Origin of the sequence: Candidatus Syntrophosphaera thermopropionivorans (assembly GCF_004353895.1) — a bacterium.
Classification (GTDB): Bacteria; Cloacimonadota; Cloacimonadia; order Cloacimonadales; family Cloacimonadaceae; genus Syntrophosphaera; species Syntrophosphaera thermopropionivorans.
In genome coordinates this window covers 1-19763 of the sequence record NZ_SMOG01000001.1, presented here as the reverse complement: position 1 = coordinate 19763, position 19763 = coordinate 1, and the positions used below count along the sequence as shown (strand labels likewise).

The following is a 19763-nucleotide window of genomic DNA, read 5'->3' as shown; positions in this document are numbered from 1 at the left end:
ACCCTATTTTTTTATAATAGATTTAGTTACAGGAAACTTAGATGATTTTTTACCAGTCTGTTGATCTTGCTTGAGACTATCATTAGTGGCTTCTTTGAAGATAAAAACTGTCTCATCAGATTTTATTAAGCCGTGCTCTTCTCTTGCTACTTCTTCTGCTGCTTCTGGATCGGTCTTTAATCGGTAGTTATAATTAGCAAGACTGTCATTTTGTGCTTTTAATGCGTTATACTGTTGTTCCATACGGTTTATTTTTCGTTTAAGCTTCCATTTTTTATAAAAACTATTATTTCCCCAGAAAAGAATCCAGCTTAACAACAATAAAATAAGCAGAACATAGATGAAATTGAGGAACCGTCTATTTTTGTTACTTTGTTTTTTCATTATCCCACCATCTTTGCTAATAAAGTCTTATGAATATCTATTGCCTCATAGGGACACATCTCATGACAGCAGAGGCATTTGATGCATTTCTTTCTATCTATAACAGGAAAGTTTATCTTATCTGGAGGAGAGATAGCTTTAGCAGGACAACTTTTTACGCAAATGCTACATTTTTGACAACGGGATGCTATTATCGGACGACGGTCATATAAGCGTTGAAAAGGATAACGAACTATCCTGGGGACATAACGCAAAAACTTATTGCTCATTTTAACCGTTCGGATATCCACATCTGGCAATTTGAAATCCTGGAAGCTGGTAGGAATCTGGATATCAGAGATTAACTGTCCATCTTTATGTAAAGCATCCCAGAGATAAGGCACATCCTTTAACTTAAAACCCATCAGTTTTGAAGCTACATAATCCAGAGAGGATATACTTTTAGAGCCCAGAAGCAATCCAAATTTACGAACTCTTCCAGCTGAAGGTCCTGGTCCATCCATTCCCAAAATACCATCAATAAAACTATAAGATATGTATTCTTTGGTTAATTGATAGATTGCTACTAACAATCTACAAAAATCATTGGTGTTGGGATAAAGTCTATGATAATCACTTTTAGCCAAACCAGGTACCAATCCAAAAAGGTTTTTCAGAGCTCCAGTGAAACCGACTAAACTATGAGTTTTAAGTTTACCAATGTTGATGATTATTCCAAAATTCCAGAGAATATCAGAGATTTTGACCGATATATCTTCATAGATTAATTCTCTATAGCCTGTAGTGGAAAGATTGAGCAGTCTTACTGGATAACGTTCCGCTAAATCCTGTAATCCACAAGTCTGCCACACCTTTTCAACATTAGCTGTTCCCCCTGGACTATCTCCAATCCATACTTCTTTGCCCAAATCCAGAAAATAGAGAATGAGAGCTTCTAACAGAGCAGGATGAGTGGTCACAGCTCTTTCAGGAGGAAAAGCGCCCAGAAGATTTGGTTTTAATAAAACTTTTTTACTATGTTTCCAGTGAGAATTAAATTCTTGATTAAGAAATTCATCCACTGCTTCTTGCAGAGGAGGCAAATTATAATCATCTAAACGCCGAATTTGAACCTTAGTCATTTACCAAAATAAAGGAAATCTTTCCTTTGAAAAGCACTAAAATACAAATCTACAGAGAGGCTTATCTGACTTACTGGTGCAGTGTTAGCTACATTCACCAATCCAGAAAGATTGACATTGACATCTTTATGATGCCAGCTAAATCCTCCAGTTAGAATATGTTGAGTATTCTTTTTCACCGTTCCACCAGGAAGAATTTTATCCCACCAAATAGAAATCGTATCTGATGCAGCATCAGGAAGTAAATAATCTCCATGCCAGACTTCTGGATGATAGATATAACCCAGACGATAGGTATATTGTTCAATCGTCTTTTCTGCACCTAAGTGAAAAGTATAACGATCCTTAAATTCATCACATATAGCACTACATTGCTCATATTCCAGTTCTGCTGCCAGCTGAGTTCCATTATGCTTATAGGCTACTCCTCCGGAAACATTTAAAGGAAGTTTTGTATCGTATATAACATATTTAAGATCCCAGTTAGTTTTTTGAGGAGGAACCAGAGTTAACCCAGTGTTTATATTCTCTCCTGTATAAAGAAAGCCAAACTGAGGGCGCAGAAGATATTTGGTGTCCCTGACTCTATCAAAAGTGCGAAGAAAGGTCACATCTCCAAGATAGTAAAACTGATTATGTAGATTTACTCCAAAGTGAAATTGGTCTTTATGATAAGCAGCATTAGCAGTGAACTGATGCAAATTAAAAGTAGGATAGCGCACAATCAAGCTCATTCCCATATTCGTTGCCACGCTAAAATCTTCCATCCTGACCGTTTTGGGCATTGAATAGAGAAATCCATAACTGATATGGTCATTCACAGAACTTCCGACAGCAAAGATACCAAAAGGAACAGGTGAGGTCAATCTATCATTAGCAGTCATATTATAGCCTGTGCTGGTATCCTGAGCAGCATAAAAATCTACTTTAATAGAGGGTTTGGCTAACAGTTCCAGATGAAGAGCAGGTTTATCAGGTAGATAGGCTGCTGGATTCAAAAGCGCATTATCCATACCTCCAGGAATAGTTATTCCAGTATAGCCACGACCCATAGCGCTGGTAGATACGTAGTTTCGGGTGAAACTATCAAAGATAGGAGTGATAAACTGGGGTTGCGGAAACTCTAATGGTTGAGCAAAAATACATCCTATCCCCAATAATAAAAGTAATAAGCAACCTTTTTTCATTTTATACCTTCTCTTTATTTATTAACTATGGTTTGACGACGATCCTGTCCGACTGAGACAATTTTTACAGGCAATTTAAGCAGGTCTTGAATTGCCTCAAGATATTGTTTTGCTTCTTTCGGTAAAGTATCCCATTTCTGCATTTTACTGATATCTATATCCCATCCAGGAAGTGTAAGATATTCAGGTTGAATCTCTTTTAATTCTATCGGATGAGTAACAAAGCCAGGTAGTTTTTGATTATGTTTAAGATAGGATGTGCATATCTTTAACTCGGGAAGACCAGTTAATACATCCAATAAAGTTATGGCTAAACTATCTATGCCATTTAAAGAGGCACTATATTGAGCAGCTACAGCATCAAACCAACCAATACGACGGGGACGTCCAGTAGTTGAACCAAATTCATTTCCTTTTTGCCGAATCTGATCTGCCAGCGGTCCTTCTATTTCAGTTGGGAAAGGTCCTGCTCCAACTCTGGTAGTATAAGCTTTAAAGACACCTAAAATATTATCTAACCAGCGAGGAGGGAAACCAGTTCCTATACAAACACCTCCCGAAACGGTATGAGAAGAGGTGACAAAAGGATAAGTGCCATAGATTAAATCCAGAAGAGTTCCCTGAGCTCCTTCAAAAAGTATGCTTTTCCCTTCTCTATACCAATTCCTTAGCATTTGGTCAGTCTGGGCTATATATGGTTGAAAAAACTTTCCCACTTCCAGAAGAGATTCTAACTCTTCTTTGCGCTCAGAAGCAGAAAGAGTTATCTGATGGTATTTATAAAAGTTATCCAGCCTCTGCTCTAACCATTCTGGATAGCGTAAATCTCCTATTCGTAATGCACATCTGGCAGCTTGGTCAGAATAAGCAGGTCCAATTCCTTTTCCCGTAGTTCCAATTTTTCCTGCTCCCAGATTTTCTTCAGATTTCTGGTCCAATTGTCTGTGTAAAGATAAAACCAATCCTGCTCGGTCATCAATAAATAATCTATTAGTAAAATCTATTCCTTGTGCTATTAGTGATTCCATTTCGTCCCTTAACCCATAAGGATCAATCACTGTTCCCGCGCCAATTACACATTTTGTTTCAGGATAAAGAATCCCAGAAGGTACTGTATGGAATATATATTTTTTATCTTCAAGCACAATAGTATGCCCAGCATTAGCTCCACCTTGAAAACGAGCAACCACATCAGCTTCTGCACCAATAAAATCTACTATCTTTGCCTTTCCTTCATCACCCCACATACATCCCAGAATGGTTATAGAACTCATAAACTGCTCCTTTATCAATACTTCTCTTTTTTTCTATAATTCTATTCTGTCAAACTATTTCTTGTCTGGTACGTTATCTAAAGCTGATTAAAATGAAAAATGAATAGTATATAAAGGTACCCTTTATGGTATTCAAAGGTAATGTTATTCAAAGATGATGGTATACAAAGGTAATGGTATGCTAAGCTAATGGTATGCAAAGGTCCTCCTTTGCATCAAGTCCTCAAGATTATGATTTATCGCTAAGACCACAGTTGCGTGATTAGCTTATGAAATTATTTATAAAACTACATTTTGAAGTTATCTCACCTTCAATTTTTTCCCGATATGCTTTTAGCTGATGACGCTTGGTGCAGATGAGGACATCTGCACACCATTGGCATCTATACCCCAGAAATATCTGAATACCATAAGAATGAGCACCCTAAGCATATCAGCATGATAGAGATATTCTTATACCAGGCAAATTAACAAGCCAGGGAAGACTTTGCCCACTAAGGAAATCAAATTAGCTGGAACATTAACATCATAAAAAGAGTGAAACTCTTTCTGTCTTATGAAGATGGAATATTTGCAACATCAACCTAATATTTCTATAATAATTGGTATATTTTAATTGACAGTTTTATGCATATAAACTTTTAAATAATATTGTAAATATACAAAAGAGGAGAAAGATAATGAAGCGATTCATTTTAATTTTATTGATGGGGGTAATCATAGGTTTTGCTTTTGCAGGTATTGATGAATACTATACCTTCAATGCCACAAATGGGACCTACACTCCCATCACGGGAACAAATGCAGGTATTTCCTCTGATGATGCTATTTCCTCAGCTATTCCTATTGAATTTACCTTCCCCTATGGAGAAAATAGCTATACAGAGATTAAAATCTCATCAAATGGCTGGATTGGTTTAGGTACTTCTCAGACGAGTAGTAACTTGAGTAATAATTTAACTTCTACCACTATTGTTCCCGTCATTGCACCCCTATGGGATGACTGCAGCCTGGCAGCAGGTACTTGTGAATATCTACTTTCCGGCACAGCTCCTAATCGCATTTTTACCATTCAATATACTAACCTGAGGTGGAACTATAGTTCAACTTTATCCCCTTTTTTCAACTTACAGGTTAGATTATATGAAAATGGTAAAATTGACTTTGTCTATGGCTCAGCCGAAGGAACACCAAATAACCCTTCTGCCTCCATTGGTATCAATATGCTTCCTGGAGGTTCAGGCTGGTTCTATAGTGTGACACCAGGTACTCCGGCTACTGCTTCTACTACTACTGCAAATAATGCTGTTAATGTATGGCCCGGTGAAGGAACTGTTTATGAGTTTAATCCCGTAGTAGCTGTTCCGAATGATTTAGCAGCTCTTTCTATTACTGGAAACACCACTCCTACTGCAGGTCAGAGTTATAATTACATCGTAACTGTTCGTAATCGGGGTAGTAATGCTCAATCAACTTATCAAGTTAAATTATTATTAGACACTCAGGAAGTTGGTTCGGTAAATGGAACTACCATTCAACCTAGTGAAATTTTAACCTATACTATTCCCTGGACACCTACTACAGCAGGTCCTGGTGTCCTTTATGGTAAGGTAGTCTTACCCGGAGATCAAAATCCTAATAACGATCAAACTCCTCCTCTTAATATTGCTGTCCAACCAGAAGGCGTACAAGCAGTAACCATAGGTGCAGGAGATCAAACAGCTCGTATCCCAATGGATTTCTTCTATAAGAATTCACTTTTTGAATGTCTTTATTATTCTGATGAACTTGGTTTTACCAGTGGAACCATAACTTCTTTAGCTTTCTACAATCAGTTTGCTGATTCTCCGGCAAACGGAGCAACCAAGATCTGGTTAGGTTCAACTAATTTAGCAGATTTGAGTGCTGGTTGGATACCTTCCACACAATTAACTCTGGTGTTTGACGGTAATGTTACTTATCCAGAAGGAACTAATACCATCACTATACCCTTACAGACTCCTTATATGCATACTCCTGGAAATCTGGTAATGATGGTCCAAAGACCTATGGATACTCAGTATTATTCTTCATCCGATTATTTCTTAGCTCAGACGGTAGGCTCTAATAGGGCACGAAAAGTTCAGAGTGATAGTACCACCTATGATCCTGCCAATCCTCCAGCAAGTGCAACTGTGTCCGGTCAATTCCCTAAGACTACCATTTTCTACACGGGACAAGCAATTGTAAATGATTTAGGATGCTTGAGTATCAGTGGTCCTCCCAATACCAGTGTGGGCGCAGTTACCCCCTATATCATACAAGTAAAGAATAATGGAACCGCAACCCAGACTAACTATACGGTCAAATTAATGAAAGAAGACGGAATTCTGCTTAATTCTGTAGCAGGAACAGCTATTGCTTCTCTACAGACTCTGGATTTCACTATTCCCTGGACTCCCACCGAATCTGGTACTACTTATATTTATGGTGAAGTATCCTTAACTGGAGATGAAATAGCTGCAAATAATCAGAGCTCTAATTTAAATGTACTGGTGTATCCTCAAGGTACGATAGGCGTAACAATAGGCACAGGAACCAGCACCGGTCGTATGCCAGTAGATATGTACTATAAGAACTCCCTCTTTGAAACCGTATATCTTGCTTCAGAAATCAATGTAGGAGGTTTGCTTACCGATATCCAATTTTATAATAACTTTGTGACTAATCTACCTAATATGCCAACTAATATCTGGATAGGAGAGACCACTCAGACTGACCTTGCAGCTGGATGGATACCCTCAACTCAATTGACTTCTGTATTCAGTGACAATGTGGATTATCCCAGCGGGCAGAATGATATCTTGATCCATCTCACCAACCCTTATCCTTATGGTGGAGGAAACCTGGTAGTAATGGTTGAGCGTCCTATGGATACTCAATATTATAGCTCCTCAGATCTCTTTCGCACTCAAACTGGAACAGTTGCAAATAGGACTCGCAATGTCTTTAGTGATACGGTAGATTATGATCCTTCCAATCCTCCTACAGCTACACCGACAGCTACTTTTCCCAAGACAACTTTGATGTTTATCACTTCGGGTTTAGGATCTATCACGGGTACAGTTTACGGACCAGGTAATATTCCGCTGGAAGGAGCAACGGTCGTGGTTCTTGGAACTACCTTATCCTGCACTACCAGTTCTACGGGAACTTTCACATTTCCTTATGTCCAGGTGGGAACGCATCAGGTTAAAGCAAGTAAATTTGGTTATAATGATGCTACCAATACCGTTAATGTAGTAGAAAATGAGACGGTGACCACTAACTTTGTGCTCACTCCATTGCCTCAGGTAACAGTTATTGGAAGGATTGTAGGAAGTGACCAACCTACGGTAGGACTTGCTGATGCCTCCATAAATCTTACGGGTTATGCGAATTATCAGGTTACTACTAATGCTTCTGGTCAGTTTACTATTAATAATGTATATGCGAATCACACTTATAGCTATCTTGCCTCTTGTTCTGGATATCAGAATGCAACGGGAACGGTGGATGTCGGTTCAACTAATGTAAATATGGGAGATATAGTTCTTAATGAACTTGCTTATCCTCCAACCCAGGTAATAGCCACAGAAATTCCAACCCAAAACCATGTTTCTATAGCCTGGCGTAGTCCTTCTTCAACAAATATCTCTGGAGTGGATGATTTTGAGCTCAATGATGGTGGATGGGTACCTTCTTCTAATTGGTCTAATCCTTTAGGTGATTGGGAATGGACAAATACCTACGATGTAGCAAACTGGGTACCGGAATATACCGGAACTAATGTAATTCCACCCCCCACTTGCTATTCTGGGACAGGAATGTGGGGCACTAAAATTTACACCAACTATACCAATTCCGGGGGCTTCAATTATCTCACCAAGACTTTTAATCTGGCTGGTATTCTCAATCCTGAACTTCGTTTCTGGAGTTGGGAGAATGTCTTTGGTGATTTTGATTTCTGTCAAGTAGCGGTTAATGGGACAGTAATCTGGGGTCCTTCCTGGGATTACACCAATACCCAATGGCAAGAAAGAGTGGTTGACCTCAGTTCCTATGCTGGTCTGTCCGAAGTAGAAATCCAGTTCCAAATGTATGCTACTACGGTAGTCAATTATGCGGGTTGGTATATTGATGATGTATATGTCGGTCCTGCTCAAGGGAAGGTAATAAATTCGCCTGTTTGTTCTGTTCCTTTTGAAATGAGAGGTCTATCAGAAAGGGAAGCGGCAGCGTTCGCTGAAAAAGAAGCTTCTAATAGAGCAAGAATGCGGGAGAGTGGAATATCCAGAATTGAGATGTCGCGATCTTTTGTACAGGATAGGATATTATTGGGCTATAAAGTCTGGCGTCTCTTACAGGGACAGGAAAACAATGAAAGTTCCTGGATTTTATTAACGGATACAGCTATTCAGGATACTACATTTATTGATACAGGCTGGTCTAACTTACCTGATGGTACTTATAAATGGGCAGTAAAATCTGTCTATAGCAATAATGTCCAATCTGAAGCAGCTTTTTCCAATACTTTAATTAAAGTAACTTATATTGGCACTATTGCTGGAGTAGTACGTAATACCTCTAATGCTCCCATAGCAGGAGCTATTGTTTCCTGTGGGAATGTAACTGCTATTACCAATACCAGTGGAGCCTACAGTATGTTAGTTCAAACTGGAACTCATACAGTATCCGTTTTTGCTTCAGGATATCTACCTGCTATTCAAGAGAATGTAGTTGTAGTAACTGGACAGACAACTACGGTTAATTTTGTATTGAACGAAAGTATATTAATTTTCCAGGATGGTTTTGAAAGTTATGCCAATTTTGCTCTTAGCTTTGCACCCTGGACACTGATAGATGTAGACCAGAGCAATACTGTGGGAATACAGAATGTTACTTTTCCCAATTCTGGTTCTCCAATGGCATACATTATCTTTGTACCTTCCGCTACCACTCCTCCTTTGACCGGAGCCAATCCTCATAGTGGCATCAAGGAAGCAGCTTCTTTTGCCAGCATTAATCCACCTAATAATGATTGGTTAATCAGTCCTCTTTTACATTATCCTGTAGAATTGAAGTTCTGGGCACGCTCCTATACCAATCAATATGGATTAGAAAGATTTAAAGTGGGAGTCTCTACGAGTGGGACAAATCCTTCTGATTTTATTATTATCAGTGGAGACAACCCAGTAGAAGCACCGGTAGCCTGGACGGAATACACCTATCCTCTTACCAATTATATGAACAGTGATGTCTATCTGGGAATCCAGTGTGTCTCTGATGATGCCTTTATTTTCCTGGTAGATGATGTGATGGTTAGAAGTGTAACACCAGTAGATGATGAGAATATTCCTGTTCTGGCAACAGAATTGTTTAATAACTATCCTAATCCGTTCAATCCAGAGACCACTATTCGCTACAGTGTGAAAGAGACCAGTCCTGTGACCATAGAGGTCTACAACTTGAAGGGACAGCTGGTACGTACTCTGGTGAATGAGGTCCAAACTCCAGGTCATTATTCAGTAGTCTGGAATGGACGAGATAATCATAATCAGCCTGTAGCCAGTGGTGTATATCTGTATAAGATGAGCAGTGGTAAATATAGCAGTACTAAGAAGATGATCCTGATGAAGTAAAAAACTTCTTTATCAAAAAGAATAAAAGCCCTGACAGAGTACCAAGTTTCGGTTTGTCAGGGCTTATTTATTATAGACTTTAAGTTTATTTCTATGATTGTATTCGTGCACAATTTAAACTTGCCAGCGCTTATTTATAACTTAGTATAGACTTTAGGTCTATATTATGATTGTATTAGTAAGATTTAAATTTGTCAGAGCCTATAATAAAAGTTGAGAAATATCCTTAACTTCAAAATGTTATATAAATTGGTAATGGTATACAAAGGAATAGTATGAAAAAGTTATAGTATGCAAAGGTTATGGTATGCAAAGGTCCTTCTTTGCATAATGTCCTAATGACTTTCACTTTATCGCAAGCTCACAAGTGCGTGATTAACTTATAAAATTACTTATAAAACCACATGTAAAAGTTATCCCGCCTTCAATTTCTTTCAAATAAGTGTAAAGGTTATACTGCTTGGTGCAGATGAAGACATCTGCACACTATTACTTATCCCGCTTTCAATTTCTTTCGGATATGTTTTTAGCTGATTTTGCATGATGCAGATGAGGACATCTTCACACCGATTGATGATAATGAACCCTAAAAATTAATATATAAATGGTAAAAGAAATGAAAAGGATAAAGAAATCTTTAATCAGAGAGAGTTATGCTCTTCTAAAAGATAATTCCTATCCTTTTCATTTCTATAATTAAGGTAAGATCAAGGTATGTTCAATCTTTCCCTTTTTTATGAAATAGAGCCTATCTCATATGCTTATTTCATCAGTAGCAGTTTTTGGGGTTGGCTATTAAAGTTACCTGCTTTCATCTGATAGAAATAGATTCCGCTGGGAGCACGAGAACCATTCTGCATGCGTCCATCCCAAACAATATTATAATTTCCTGGTGCTCTGTTATCATTTACCAATTTACGGATTAATTCACCTCGGGCATTATAAATACGTATTTCCACTGGTACCTGTTCTTTTACTGAGTAATGAATAGAGGTAGAGTTCTGGAAAGGATTAGGATAACAGGATTTCAGTTCTGTGATTAATCCCGGTATATTCGGGTCATAATTGGATACAACAGTAACACTAACTGTAACTGGTGCAGATTCTCCAGTGGGATAAGTTGCTGTAACACCGTATAAATAATTGCCTGCAGTAAGTCCAGTATCAGTGTAACTGGTAATAGAAGGGTCGGTTATCGTATAGATAAGGTTGTCATCTCTATAGATTTTATACCCAGTTTCACCAGCTCCGGGTGCAGTCCAGCTAAGAATTACATCATAATTGGAGACTTCAGCCGTTAGATTAACCACAGGTTGATAAGTTGGAATTGCAGGTATTGCTGTGATTATCTGTATACTTGAAGTATGTATATCGTTTTCATAAACCGCAGATACAAAGTACTTATATTCTTGTCCGTTGATTAAACCTGAATCGGTATAGGAGGTTTGAGAAGCAAGAAGAGATACAAGAGGATAGGCATCTCGCCAGATAATATAGGAAACAGGAAGTAATGTTCCTGCTGGAGGAGTCCAATTTAACAGGATTGCACTATCCAGTGGATTTGCAGTTAGGTTAGTAGGAGGTAGATATTCTTCCGAGTCAAAGCGATTTTCCAGGATGCCTCTTCCACGAGTAGCGATATATACCTGATTGGTACTGCTGCCCCAGGCTATTTGCCAGATCGTGGCATTAGCTTCAAGATTCTGGGTTATAGAGGTAGCGGTAGTTCCCTCATTAGTGCTATAACTAACTCCATTATCCTTTCCTGAAACAACCTGTTGACCTGGTCCGGCTAAAACGCTCCAACTGAAACCAGTCATTCCAGTTAAAGAGTAGGTAGCTCCATTATCGGTTGATTTAAAAACTCCTGAGTTTGTGGAAGCATAAATAATTTGTGGCTGATCTCCCAAAATTGGTCTGATAGAGACCATAGGTTGATAAGTGGTACTTTCTAATCCGGTAGTAGGAACGAAATTAGCACCTCCATCGTCAGAATACCAAACTGCAGTAGCACTTCCCTGGAAACATAAGAAGAGACGTAAGTTTCCATCAGGAGCTTTTCCCAATTTTAAACGAGGTGCGTATCCAAAATATCCGCCACCTGAAGTGTTAAAGGTTTGACCACCATCTGTAGTATATTTAATTTCACCGGAAGCAGAGCCAAGCCAAAAAATATTTGGGTTAGTAGGATGGACTTCGCAGGCAGAAACCTGAGTACCCTGGAAATACACATAAGACCAGGTGTTTCCTCCATCCATAGAAGTGTAAGCACCATCCAAAGTTCCAACCAACATTCTGCCAGAATGATAGAATTGGTGATTGGTCGGTTGCAATTCATAAACCATCCAATTGTTCAACCCGTTTACTTTATGTTCCCAGGTTAGACCATTATCAGTGCTGCAATAGAGACCACTTCCTTCAGTTCCACCCCAGAGTTCATTAGTATCAGCATAATAAGCCAGACCGTGTACCAGGGCGAGATTGATCCCTGTATGAGAGGGAACTATAGGTTGTTGATAACCTGTGACGCGAAATATTCCACCCCAGTGTCCAAAAAGTGCTCCAGCACTGGTAGAAGTAGCTGCTTGCCAGGTAGATTGAACAACTGGATGAGGTGTAACTTGCCAGGTTAAACCCTGGTCATTGCTTTCAAAAATTCCCCCAGCATTAGAGGAGGCAAAATATGAACCATTGAATTCTGTAACATTGCGAAAAGTGCCACCCAGCACATTAGTCCAGTTTAATCCTCCATCAGTAGTTCTGTATATTCCATTTGCGTGAGCTATTAAGCAGAAAAGGCTATCAGTAGGAGAAGCATACATACCCCATCCATCTCCTGCTGGACCAAAATTAGTCCAGGTTTGACCGTTATCTACACTGGTCAACACCGAAGAAGTGGAACTTCCCATTACTACATACATTCTTTGAGGATTGTTTTCGTGCCAGGCAAAATGACGCATAAAACCAGAGTTTACACCAACAGAATTGAAGGTTGCACCTCCATCATTAGAAACTAAAAAACCGACATTACCGGATTTTCCCATTACAATTACATTACCATTATTAGCTTGGACACCTAAACCTAAAATATAAGATGAAGATTGTCCAGCGGCTTGCCAGGTTATTCCATAATCTGTGCTTTTATAAAGTCCATTGCGAGCTCCAGCATAAAATACTCCAGGTTGTGAGGGAGAAGAAGCTATTGCATTATAAGCTTTACGGGGTAAAGTGGTGGGAAGCCAGTTTATTCCGCCATCAATACTGTAATAAACTCCACCTTCAACTGCAGTTAAACTTGAACCACTGGCAGCAAAAACACGGTTGGGATTAGTGGGATCAGTGGTGAGGTAACGAATATTTCCTCCCCAGGGTCCTGTTCCACTCCAGGAATTGACATCCTTTGCTCCTATGTCAATATTTTCTGGAGTAGATGGTTCAAAATAATTAGAATTGGCAAAGCCAGGAATGGTTTCGCCAGTATCAGGACAAAACATAGTTGCTGATAAATTAAATATCAGCATTATCAACGACAGCAGGATGGTCATTGATTTTTTCATCTTTTATCTCCTTTTAATTATGATTTAAAATAAAATTGTTTCATCTTTTTTAGATTAGAACTCAGTGGGGTTGAACCTATCTTAGACATTAAAGTTTTTTTTAAAAGAGTATTAAAATAAGGCAATTTAATTTTTCTACTTTGAAAAAGTTGATTTTCTAAATTATATATGCAAGAAAGAAGCCAATCTTAGGAAAAACATATTTTTGAAGAGAAAAACCAGAACATTGTTGGGAACGGGCTATTAAATTTGCAATTTACTAATGAAATCAAACAAATACTTTGACAAAAATCATAATATTATAAAAGTGAAAAAAAGGATTTATGTTTTGGAGGTATAATGCCTGACAAAGCCAATAATAGAAAAAAAGAAGCAAATAAACCTGCTCCAGCTAAGAAAACAAATAATATGGAAATGAAAGAAGGTCATTCCATAGGAATCGTTGAACTGTTAATTTTCATAATTTTAGCGGGAGTTATCTTCATCTTTATCTTTGGGATGAAGCAGATGCAGGAAGAGAAAGAAAAAGAACTATTAGCAGAAAAGAAATTTGAACAGGTGTTGCCTAATTTTACCCTTATTAGTAACTTAGCTAAGGAATATCAAAAGAATGATCCCTTTGCCTCCTGGCCTTCAATGATAGAAGAAATTATTGACCCCGCTAAGGTCAATACTCCCGAATTTAAATTCAGCTTTCAAGAAAATGGAACGGTTATTATGACTACTACTAAAGAGTTTGGCAAAGAAGGAATTAAAGTTACCTACGACATAGCAAAAAACACCTATGATATAGAAGACCCAAATCCGGAAGTGAAACCTACCATCAAAGAAGATTGGATTTATCAATAATACTAACCCGATAAAATTTTTTAAAGAAATTCTTAGTCAACCTTCTTATTTTGGGGGGTTGATTTTTGTCCTTCGTGGGGAAAAGTGAATTTATAGAAACCTCACTTCTTCTATATATTAAGAATTTTTTGAAATATAAACTAATAGCTTGAGGGACAAAATATCTATTGACAATTCAAGATATAGGCTTAAATTGAAAATATGAAAAAACTTATACCTATTCTATTAGTCTTTATAATTCTCAGTTCCTGTAATCTTTTTGATTTACGGGAAGCTGAAACTCCAGCCAAACCTCCATCCTGGAATAGTTATATGACTAGCTGGGATTTATGTTTACAGAATCTGGAGTATTGCTATGAAGATAGTAGAAATGCGGTTAAATATATAAGTCTTTTTACAGAAGATTTTAACTTTCGTTTTGCTGCCCAGGATGTTAATGATTATAACTTTCCTGTCAGCTGGAATGCTCAACAGGAGCAGGATATGCTGCTTAATCTATTTGCCTGGACGGATAGTGTTCAAGTAAATTTACAGGAGATTGTTTCTCAACCAGATGACATAACTGCTACAGAAGCTAAAATCTATCGGAAATATGAGCTAATACGTTATCCTTCTGATAAATCTATCCCACAACAATATCAAGGAGAGCTTGAGCTTCATTTTATTAAATCTGGTGCCTACTGGTATATTCGCAAATGGTTTGATTATAGAGTGGCAAGCTATCCAACCTGGGGGAAATTGAAATATGACTTCTCCCAATAGAGTATTATCTCTTTTATTGTTATCAGTATTATTATTACTGACCAGTTGCTGGAATCCCTTTAGACCTCGTATGGAAGACCATTCTGATACCACTATTCAAAATCGCACCCCTCAAGAAGTGCTGGAGAATCTGGAATTATCCTATAAAGAGCGAAACATAAATATATACCAAGAATTGCTTTCTGAAGATTTCCGCTTTGAATTAATATCTTCAGAAGTTAATCAGATCGGTGTGGATGTTAATAATGATGGTTTAAGGGATGATTGGTGGGGCTATGACCAGGAGATATTATATACTAAAAATCTTTTTACTACGGGGTCTTCAGATGGTTCAATGCCTCCTCCAGATGAGTTGCAATTACATCTTCAGATACCACCTGAAAGTAGCTGGGAAATAGACCCTCAGGTAGGACACGAAGACTGGGTGATTATCCCTTGTATGTTCGATTTAAAACTTAGTTATTATGCTTCCAATTCTATGATTACCGCCAGTGGAGTAGCTCGTTTTTACCTTAAACCAATGAATAATAGATGGTATCTAGCAATTTGGAGGGATGAATCCAATCTGTAAAACGAGAGGGAAGAATTCTTTCCCTGGATTATGGAGAAAAAAGGATAGGTCTGGCTTTATCTGATCCTTCGCGCATTCTTGCAATTCCTTTTAAAGTTTTAGAAAATAAAGGATTTGAGCATTTAGTATCCGAGATTGAATCTATTATAAATGAATATGGGGTGACCTTGGTGTTAATAGGAATGCCTTATGCTATTGAAGGTGGAGACACTCCAAAGACAGTTGAAACCAAAAATTTTATGTCTAAACTGTCCAAACATCTTACCATCACAGTTCAATCCTGGGATGAAAGGTATAGTACCGATGAGGCAATTAAGGAATTGATTAAAATGGGTTATGATTGGAAAGAGCGCCGCCAGCTTCAGGATGCAATGGCAGCGGCTATGATATTAAAAAGCTATCTGGAAAATCAATGAAACAACTTAAAAATTTATCTCGGTATCTATGGATTCTAATTTTAGCTATCCTTCTTGTTTTAGTGATAGTTTTGCTCTGGAATATATATGCTCCCATATCTTCAGAAGAAATGCTGCTCAAAATAAATATGGGCGATACTGCTGCCACCATTGCAGAAAAATTAGAGCAGAATGGAATAATCAGGAGTAAATTTCTTTTTCGCACTCTTGCTTCTATGAGAGGCACGGATAAGCATCTTATTGCGGGAACTTACACTCTTGGCGGGAAACATAACCTTTTGCAAACCTTAAAAATGCTGGAAGAAGGAAATGTTACCGCAGTTAGAGTGACTATTCCTGAGGGGTTCTCTTTATATCAAACCCTGCACAGATTAGAAAGAAGTGGATTAGCCAGTTATGAAGACCTCTATAAAGCAGCAACTAATCCGGAATTCGTCTTTCAACTTACTGGTTTCAAAGTCAAATCTCTGGAAGGATTTCTCTATCCGGATACCTATGCTTTTGATCCAGATGTTACAGTTCAGGAAATTTTATCAACGATGACGCGGAATTTCTTTGATACTTTAAAGAAAGCAAAGATAGACCCTTATGCTATAGATAATTTTTATGATATATTGATTCTGGCAAGCATCGTGGAGAAAGAAAGTAATTATCCTGAAGAGAGACAACTGGTAGCGGGAGTTATTTATAACCGTCTAAAAGCAGGAATGAAGCTGGCATCCTGTCCTACAGTAAATTACATTCTGGAACAACAAGGTATAAAAAAGAAAGTCCTGTCTTTTGAAGATACCAGAATCCCTTCGCCTTATAATACTTATATAAATTATGGACTTCCTCCAACACCTATATGCAATCCATCACTTTCATCTATTATGGCTGCATTGAATCCTGCTCAGACTGATTATTATTATTTTGTTTCGGATAGAGATGGGCGGAACGATTTTTCCCGGACTGCAGAGGAACATTTAGCGAAAACTAAGAAATATCGCAGAAAAGAGTGGGAATAAAAAAAACCAGTCAAATGACTGGGTTTAAAATGGCTGGGATGGAAGGAGTTGAACCCTCACATACGGATCCAGAGTCCGCTGTCCTACCATTAGACGACATCCCATAAAAAAATCTGGCTGGGCAGGGAGGATTCGAACCCCCGAATGGCGGGACCAAAACCCGCTGCCTTACCGCTTGGCGACTGCCCAACAAATTCTGGCGGAGAGGGTGGGATTTGAACCCACGGTGAGCTTTTGACCCACACACGCTTAGCAGGCGTGCACCTTAAACCTGCTCGGTCACCTCTCCATTTAAAAAACACTATATTTACTGGCGGAGGATGAGGGACTCGAACCCCCATGGGTAAAACCCGGCGGTTTTCAAGACCGCTGCCTTACCAATTAGGACTAATCCTCCCTCACCATTTTTATCTCTTCATCTTAAACAGCCTTTTTTGTCAATCAGTTTCTTTCCGTTGTTTATTAAAATATTTTCACTTAAATTTATCAGTTTGACTTTTAAAGAACTGTTTAATTTGTTTCTCTCTTACTGCAAAAAAGTGAAACAGGTGGTTTTTCCTTCTTTAAAGTTGATTATTCTGTCCTTATAAATGTCTGCCACAGTTTCTTCAGGACTGTGTTCAGCAATGACTGTTCCTTCGGGATTAAGTAAATCCCTGTCAAAAATAAGTTCCAGAGTGGGATTCAGTAATCTTTTATTATAAGGAGGGTCCAGAAAGATTACATCCCATTTTTCTTCCGTGCTTCTGAGAAAAGCAAAGACATTCTTTCTCCAGATATGACAAAAATCACTACATCCTAAATTCTGAACATTTTTGAGGATAACCGTTAAAGCTGGAATAGCAAATTCTACAAAATCTACCCAGATAGCACCACGAGAAAGAGCTTCAAGTCCAAAATAACCCGTTCCCGCATAGAGGTCTAAAACTCTTTTGTCCGTATAATCCTGATAGACACTGAATACCAGTTCACGATTGAAAGCAGAAGTGGGACGAGTAGTGTGACCTTCAACTGTTTGAAGGGGGCGACCCTTATATTTACCTGTTATAATACGCATTTTTACTTCTTTGCCTTTTTAGAAGAGGATGAAGAAAGCACCCATTTAATCGTCATCTGTTCCCAGGCTTTTTCAAAGTCAGGACAGGTTATTATTTTAACATCGGCTCTTTGCTTGCAGTGTTTAGCGCATTTTTCACAGAGCTTGTTATATTTTTGCTCCTTTTTTGGGGTCATTAAGAATTTAATTTAGAGCCCTGCATCTCCAGAATGATTGACACTATATCGCTGAGACTTACTTCAGTCAGCTTTTGCTCTTTGTTAAATTTAGAAAGTAGAGCCATCAGGAGGTCTTGAATAGTGTATTCAGTAATCTCATTTTCCGGTTCCATTAGATTAAGTTGAGCTTGTTGTTCTATTTCTTCCAGTATCTGGGAGAGAATCTTAACATTGTCCTCATCTTCCAGCTCTAAATAATCCTCATCTTCTTCAATATATACTTCAGTAGTCAGCGAACCCTCTTGTAATTTTTCCCTTGCCTGGCACATATTTTCAAAACCCTGATGGTCAAGAATCTTGAAATAGGCTAATTCTTCGGGAGTGAAAAGCTGCTCTATCCTGGGATCATAACGATTGTTAGGATTATTCACAATGCGAGAATGCATCTCTTCTATATGTTCCTGTATAGCAGGAGATTTGTCCGTTTGATAGATAAGTTCATAAATTGCTAACGCTTCATAAAACTGTTTTTGCTCCTCAAAAAGTTTCGCCAGAGTTAGCGTGGGTGTCCAACTTGGATTATTGGTCTTCATACCTTCTTCCTTATCTAAAATATAGTTCATAAAGGTTAAACTGCCAATTTATGTCAATGAAAACCTTATCCTGTATTCCAGAATAAGAGCTTTAATTGAAATATTTTAAACTGAGACTGGCTATTTTATATTTTTGAATTCAAGTGATAAAAGCTGAGAACAGGACTTGTAATCCAGGAAATCAGCTTTCCAGATTAAGAAAATTGGGGTATCTTATACAATTCTGAGTATTAATTCCAGATTAAAGCTCTGGTTATCAGGGGATTACCATAATTGATAACTAAATCTAAGGTGGGACTTATCAATGCTTTTCCTGCATATGGATTAAGTGCTAAGTTACAAACATCCAGAGCATTATGGAAAATATCAATATAAGCCCTCATAGTAACAGATTCCGGTATTTTTTGCTGGTATATTTTATTTAACTTCAGTTCCCATGCCAGATAACAGCGATTAAAACTTATCTTATCACCTCTATCCCATATTATAGTTACCGGGTTATCATTATGTTTAGTGAAGACCAAGTTAATTTCAGGATTCACAGGTAAAAGGTTTGATATACCTGTTTCAGGTAAGTCTTCTTTTGTTCCTTTTGTCGGTAAATTAAAGAATAGAATCCGTTCAAAAAGAAAAAACCAGAAGGGTATATTGCCTGGTCGTTTGAACCTATTTAAATTAATTAAGCAAGGATTCGTTTTTCAAAATCAAGCTCTTCCCCTGATTCAGGAATAGCTATGATTTTGACTTCTGGACTGTAAGGTATAGCTGAGTAATTAAAATTTGGTCTTAATGCTATGGATTTTATGGGCCATTGGGAGTCTTTTATATTTCATTATTATAGAATTCATATCCGGGAACTTCTGGTAACAACCCCGCTTCAATAGCTTGTTTAACGGTTCTGCAGGAAAGGTTATTTTCTATAATGTCTTCACGGGTCAGAGTGGTAAGGTCAATAAGGGTGCTATTTTCCGTGAGAGGAATCCCATTAAGAGAGTAGGTTTTTGCCATATTCCACATCAATTTAGTGAAGGCATTATACCAGTTATTGAGAGGATGTTCCCGATATTCTTTCATAGAGTTATAAGCATTGATATAGTTAGTGAGGTCCTGTCGGTATCCTGGAGAGGGAGATAATCTCTTCATATTTTTTGCGATATCGGCATAGAG

Annotated in this window: 14 protein-coding genes, 4 tRNA genes and 1 pseudogene; 6 read left to right on the top strand and 13 right to left on the bottom strand. The window is 38.0% G+C overall.

The window, feature by feature from the left end; genetic code table 11:
- Positions 1 to 3 precede the first annotated feature (3 nt).
- The 4 genes from E0946_RS00090 to E0946_RS00075 are packed head-to-tail and all read right to left on the bottom strand — an operon-like array spanning position 4 to position 3966.
- Positions 4 to 384 carry an FtsB family cell division protein gene (locus tag E0946_RS00090; protein WP_133200435.1) on the bottom strand — a complete coding sequence of 127 codons (381 nt, stop codon included), beginning with the start codon at positions 382 to 384 and terminating at the stop codon, positions 4 to 6.
- Complete coding sequence (locus tag E0946_RS00085) at positions 384 to 1505, bottom strand: DUF362 domain-containing protein (protein WP_133200434.1); 1122 nt, start codon at positions 1503 to 1505, stop codon at positions 384 to 386. The genes E0946_RS00090 and E0946_RS00085 overlap by 1 nt, the downstream gene beginning before the upstream one ends.
- Positions 1502 to 2692 carry a hypothetical protein gene (locus E0946_RS00080; protein ID WP_133200433.1) on the bottom strand — a complete coding sequence of 397 codons (1191 nt, stop codon included), beginning with the start codon at positions 2690 to 2692 and terminating at the stop codon, positions 1502 to 1504. Before E0946_RS00080 ends, E0946_RS00085 begins: the two co-directional genes overlap by 4 nt.
- A gap of 14 nt (positions 2693 to 2706) precedes the next feature.
- A complete protein-coding gene (locus E0946_RS00075; RefSeq protein WP_133200432.1) occupies positions 2707 to 3966 on the bottom strand; it encodes an adenylosuccinate synthase in 1260 nt (419 codons plus the stop codon).
- A 680-nt stretch (positions 3967 to 4646) separates the two neighbouring features.
- Here E0946_RS00075 and E0946_RS00070 point away from each other — a divergent pair.
- Positions 4647 to 9626, top strand: a complete 4980-nt coding sequence (locus tag E0946_RS00070) for a carboxypeptidase regulatory-like domain-containing protein (protein ID WP_133200431.1) — start codon at positions 4647 to 4649, stop codon at positions 9624 to 9626.
- Positions 9627 to 10387: 761 nt separating this feature from the next.
- Here E0946_RS00070 and E0946_RS00065 read toward each other — a convergent pair.
- Positions 10388 to 13183, bottom strand: a complete 2796-nt coding sequence (locus E0946_RS00065) for a FlgD immunoglobulin-like domain containing protein (protein WP_133200430.1) — start codon at positions 13181 to 13183, stop codon at positions 10388 to 10390.
- 339 nt (positions 13184 to 13522) lie between these two features.
- Here E0946_RS00065 and E0946_RS00060 point away from each other — a divergent pair, with 339 nt between their 5' ends.
- The 5 genes from E0946_RS00060 to mltG all read left to right on the top strand — a co-directional run bounded on the left by E0946_RS00060 (position 13523) and on the right by mltG (position 16788).
- Positions 13523 to 14032 (top strand): hypothetical protein, encoded by a 510-nt coding sequence (locus E0946_RS00060; protein ID WP_133200429.1) that lies wholly within the window; start codon positions 13523 to 13525, stop codon positions 14030 to 14032.
- A gap of 201 nt (positions 14033 to 14233) precedes the next feature.
- Entirely contained in the window at positions 14234 to 14794 is a 561-nt protein-coding gene (locus E0946_RS00055) for a hypothetical protein (protein ID WP_133200428.1), read from the top strand.
- A complete protein-coding gene (locus E0946_RS00050) occupies positions 14778 to 15365 on the top strand; it encodes a hypothetical protein (RefSeq protein WP_133200427.1) in 588 nt (195 codons plus the stop codon). Before E0946_RS00055 ends, E0946_RS00050 begins: the two co-directional genes overlap by 17 nt.
- Complete coding sequence (gene ruvX, locus E0946_RS00045; protein ID WP_133200426.1) at positions 15353 to 15781, top strand: Holliday junction resolvase RuvX; 429 nt, start codon at positions 15353 to 15355, stop codon at positions 15779 to 15781. Before E0946_RS00050 ends, ruvX begins: the two co-directional genes overlap by 13 nt.
- Positions 15778 to 16788 carry an endolytic transglycosylase MltG gene (gene mltG / locus E0946_RS00040; protein WP_133200425.1) on the top strand — a complete coding sequence of 337 codons (1011 nt, stop codon included), beginning with the start codon at positions 15778 to 15780 and terminating at the stop codon, positions 16786 to 16788. The genes ruvX and mltG overlap by 4 nt, the downstream gene beginning before the upstream one ends.
- 30 nt (positions 16789 to 16818) lie before the next feature.
- Here the strand turns inward: mltG and E0946_RS00035 are convergent.
- The 8 genes and pseudogenes from E0946_RS00035 to E0946_RS07195 form a co-directional block, all read right to left on the bottom strand.
- A tRNA-Gln gene (locus E0946_RS00035) sits at positions 16819 to 16892 on the bottom strand.
- 10 nt (positions 16893 to 16902) lie between these two features.
- Positions 16903 to 16977, bottom strand: a tRNA-Gln gene (locus tag E0946_RS00030).
- Positions 16978 to 16985: 8 nt separating this feature from the next.
- A tRNA-Ser gene (locus E0946_RS00025) sits at positions 16986 to 17077 on the bottom strand.
- 22 nt (positions 17078 to 17099) lie between these two features.
- A tRNA-Ser gene (locus E0946_RS00020) sits at positions 17100 to 17185 on the bottom strand.
- Between the two features lie 129 nt (positions 17186 to 17314).
- Positions 17315 to 17845, bottom strand: a complete 531-nt coding sequence (gene rsmD / locus E0946_RS00015; RefSeq protein ID WP_133200424.1) for a 16S rRNA (guanine(966)-N(2))-methyltransferase RsmD — start codon at positions 17843 to 17845, stop codon at positions 17315 to 17317.
- 175 nt (positions 17846 to 18020) lie between these two features.
- Positions 18021 to 18626, bottom strand: a complete 606-nt coding sequence (locus tag E0946_RS00010) for a hypothetical protein (RefSeq protein ID WP_243713666.1) — start codon at positions 18624 to 18626, stop codon at positions 18021 to 18023.
- 200 nt (positions 18627 to 18826) lie between these two features.
- Positions 18827 to 19138, bottom strand: coding sequence for a hypothetical protein (locus tag E0946_RS00005; RefSeq protein WP_133200423.1), 312 nt, complete (start codon positions 19136 to 19138; stop codon positions 18827 to 18829).
- Between the two features lie 280 nt (positions 19139 to 19418).
- Positions 19419 to 19763 (bottom strand): annotated as a pseudogene (locus E0946_RS07195) (hypothetical protein); the annotation flags it as partial.

Bases quoted from the DNA above. Each gene is read 5' to 3' on its own strand.
- E0946_RS00065 (WP_133200430.1), bottom strand. From the start codon at position 13,183: ATGAAAAAATCAATGACCATCCTGCTGTCGTTGATAATGCTGATATTT.
- E0946_RS00050 (WP_133200427.1), top strand. From the start codon at position 14,778: ATGACTTCTCCCAATAGAGTATTATCTCTTTTATTGTTATCAGTATTA.
- E0946_RS00055 (WP_133200428.1), top strand. From the start codon at position 14,234: ATGAAAAAACTTATACCTATTCTATTAGTCTTTATAATTCTCAGTTCC.
- E0946_RS00060 (WP_133200429.1), top strand. From the start codon at position 13,523: ATGCCTGACAAAGCCAATAATAGAAAAAAAGAAGCAAATAAACCTGCT.
- E0946_RS00075 (WP_133200432.1), bottom strand. From the start codon at position 3,966: ATGAGTTCTATAACCATTCTGGGATGTATGTGGGGTGATGAAGGAAAG.
- E0946_RS00010 (WP_243713666.1), bottom strand. From the start codon at position 18,626: ATGAACTATATTTTAGATAAGGAAGAAGGTATGAAGACCAATAATCCA.
- E0946_RS00070 (WP_133200431.1), top strand. From the start codon at position 4,647: ATGAAGCGATTCATTTTAATTTTATTGATGGGGGTAATCATAGGTTTT.
- rsmD (WP_133200424.1), bottom strand. From the start codon at position 17,845: ATGCGTATTATAACAGGTAAATATAAGGGTCGCCCCCTTCAAACAGTT.
- E0946_RS00085 (WP_133200434.1), bottom strand. From the start codon at position 1,505: ATGACTAAGGTTCAAATTCGGCGTTTAGATGATTATAATTTGCCTCCT.
- E0946_RS00090 (WP_133200435.1), bottom strand. From the start codon at position 384: ATGAAAAAACAAAGTAACAAAAATAGACGGTTCCTCAATTTCATCTAT.
- mltG (WP_133200425.1), top strand. From the start codon at position 15,778: ATGAAACAACTTAAAAATTTATCTCGGTATCTATGGATTCTAATTTTA.
- E0946_RS00080 (WP_133200433.1), bottom strand. From the start codon at position 2,692: ATGAAAAAAGGTTGCTTATTACTTTTATTATTGGGGATAGGATGTATT.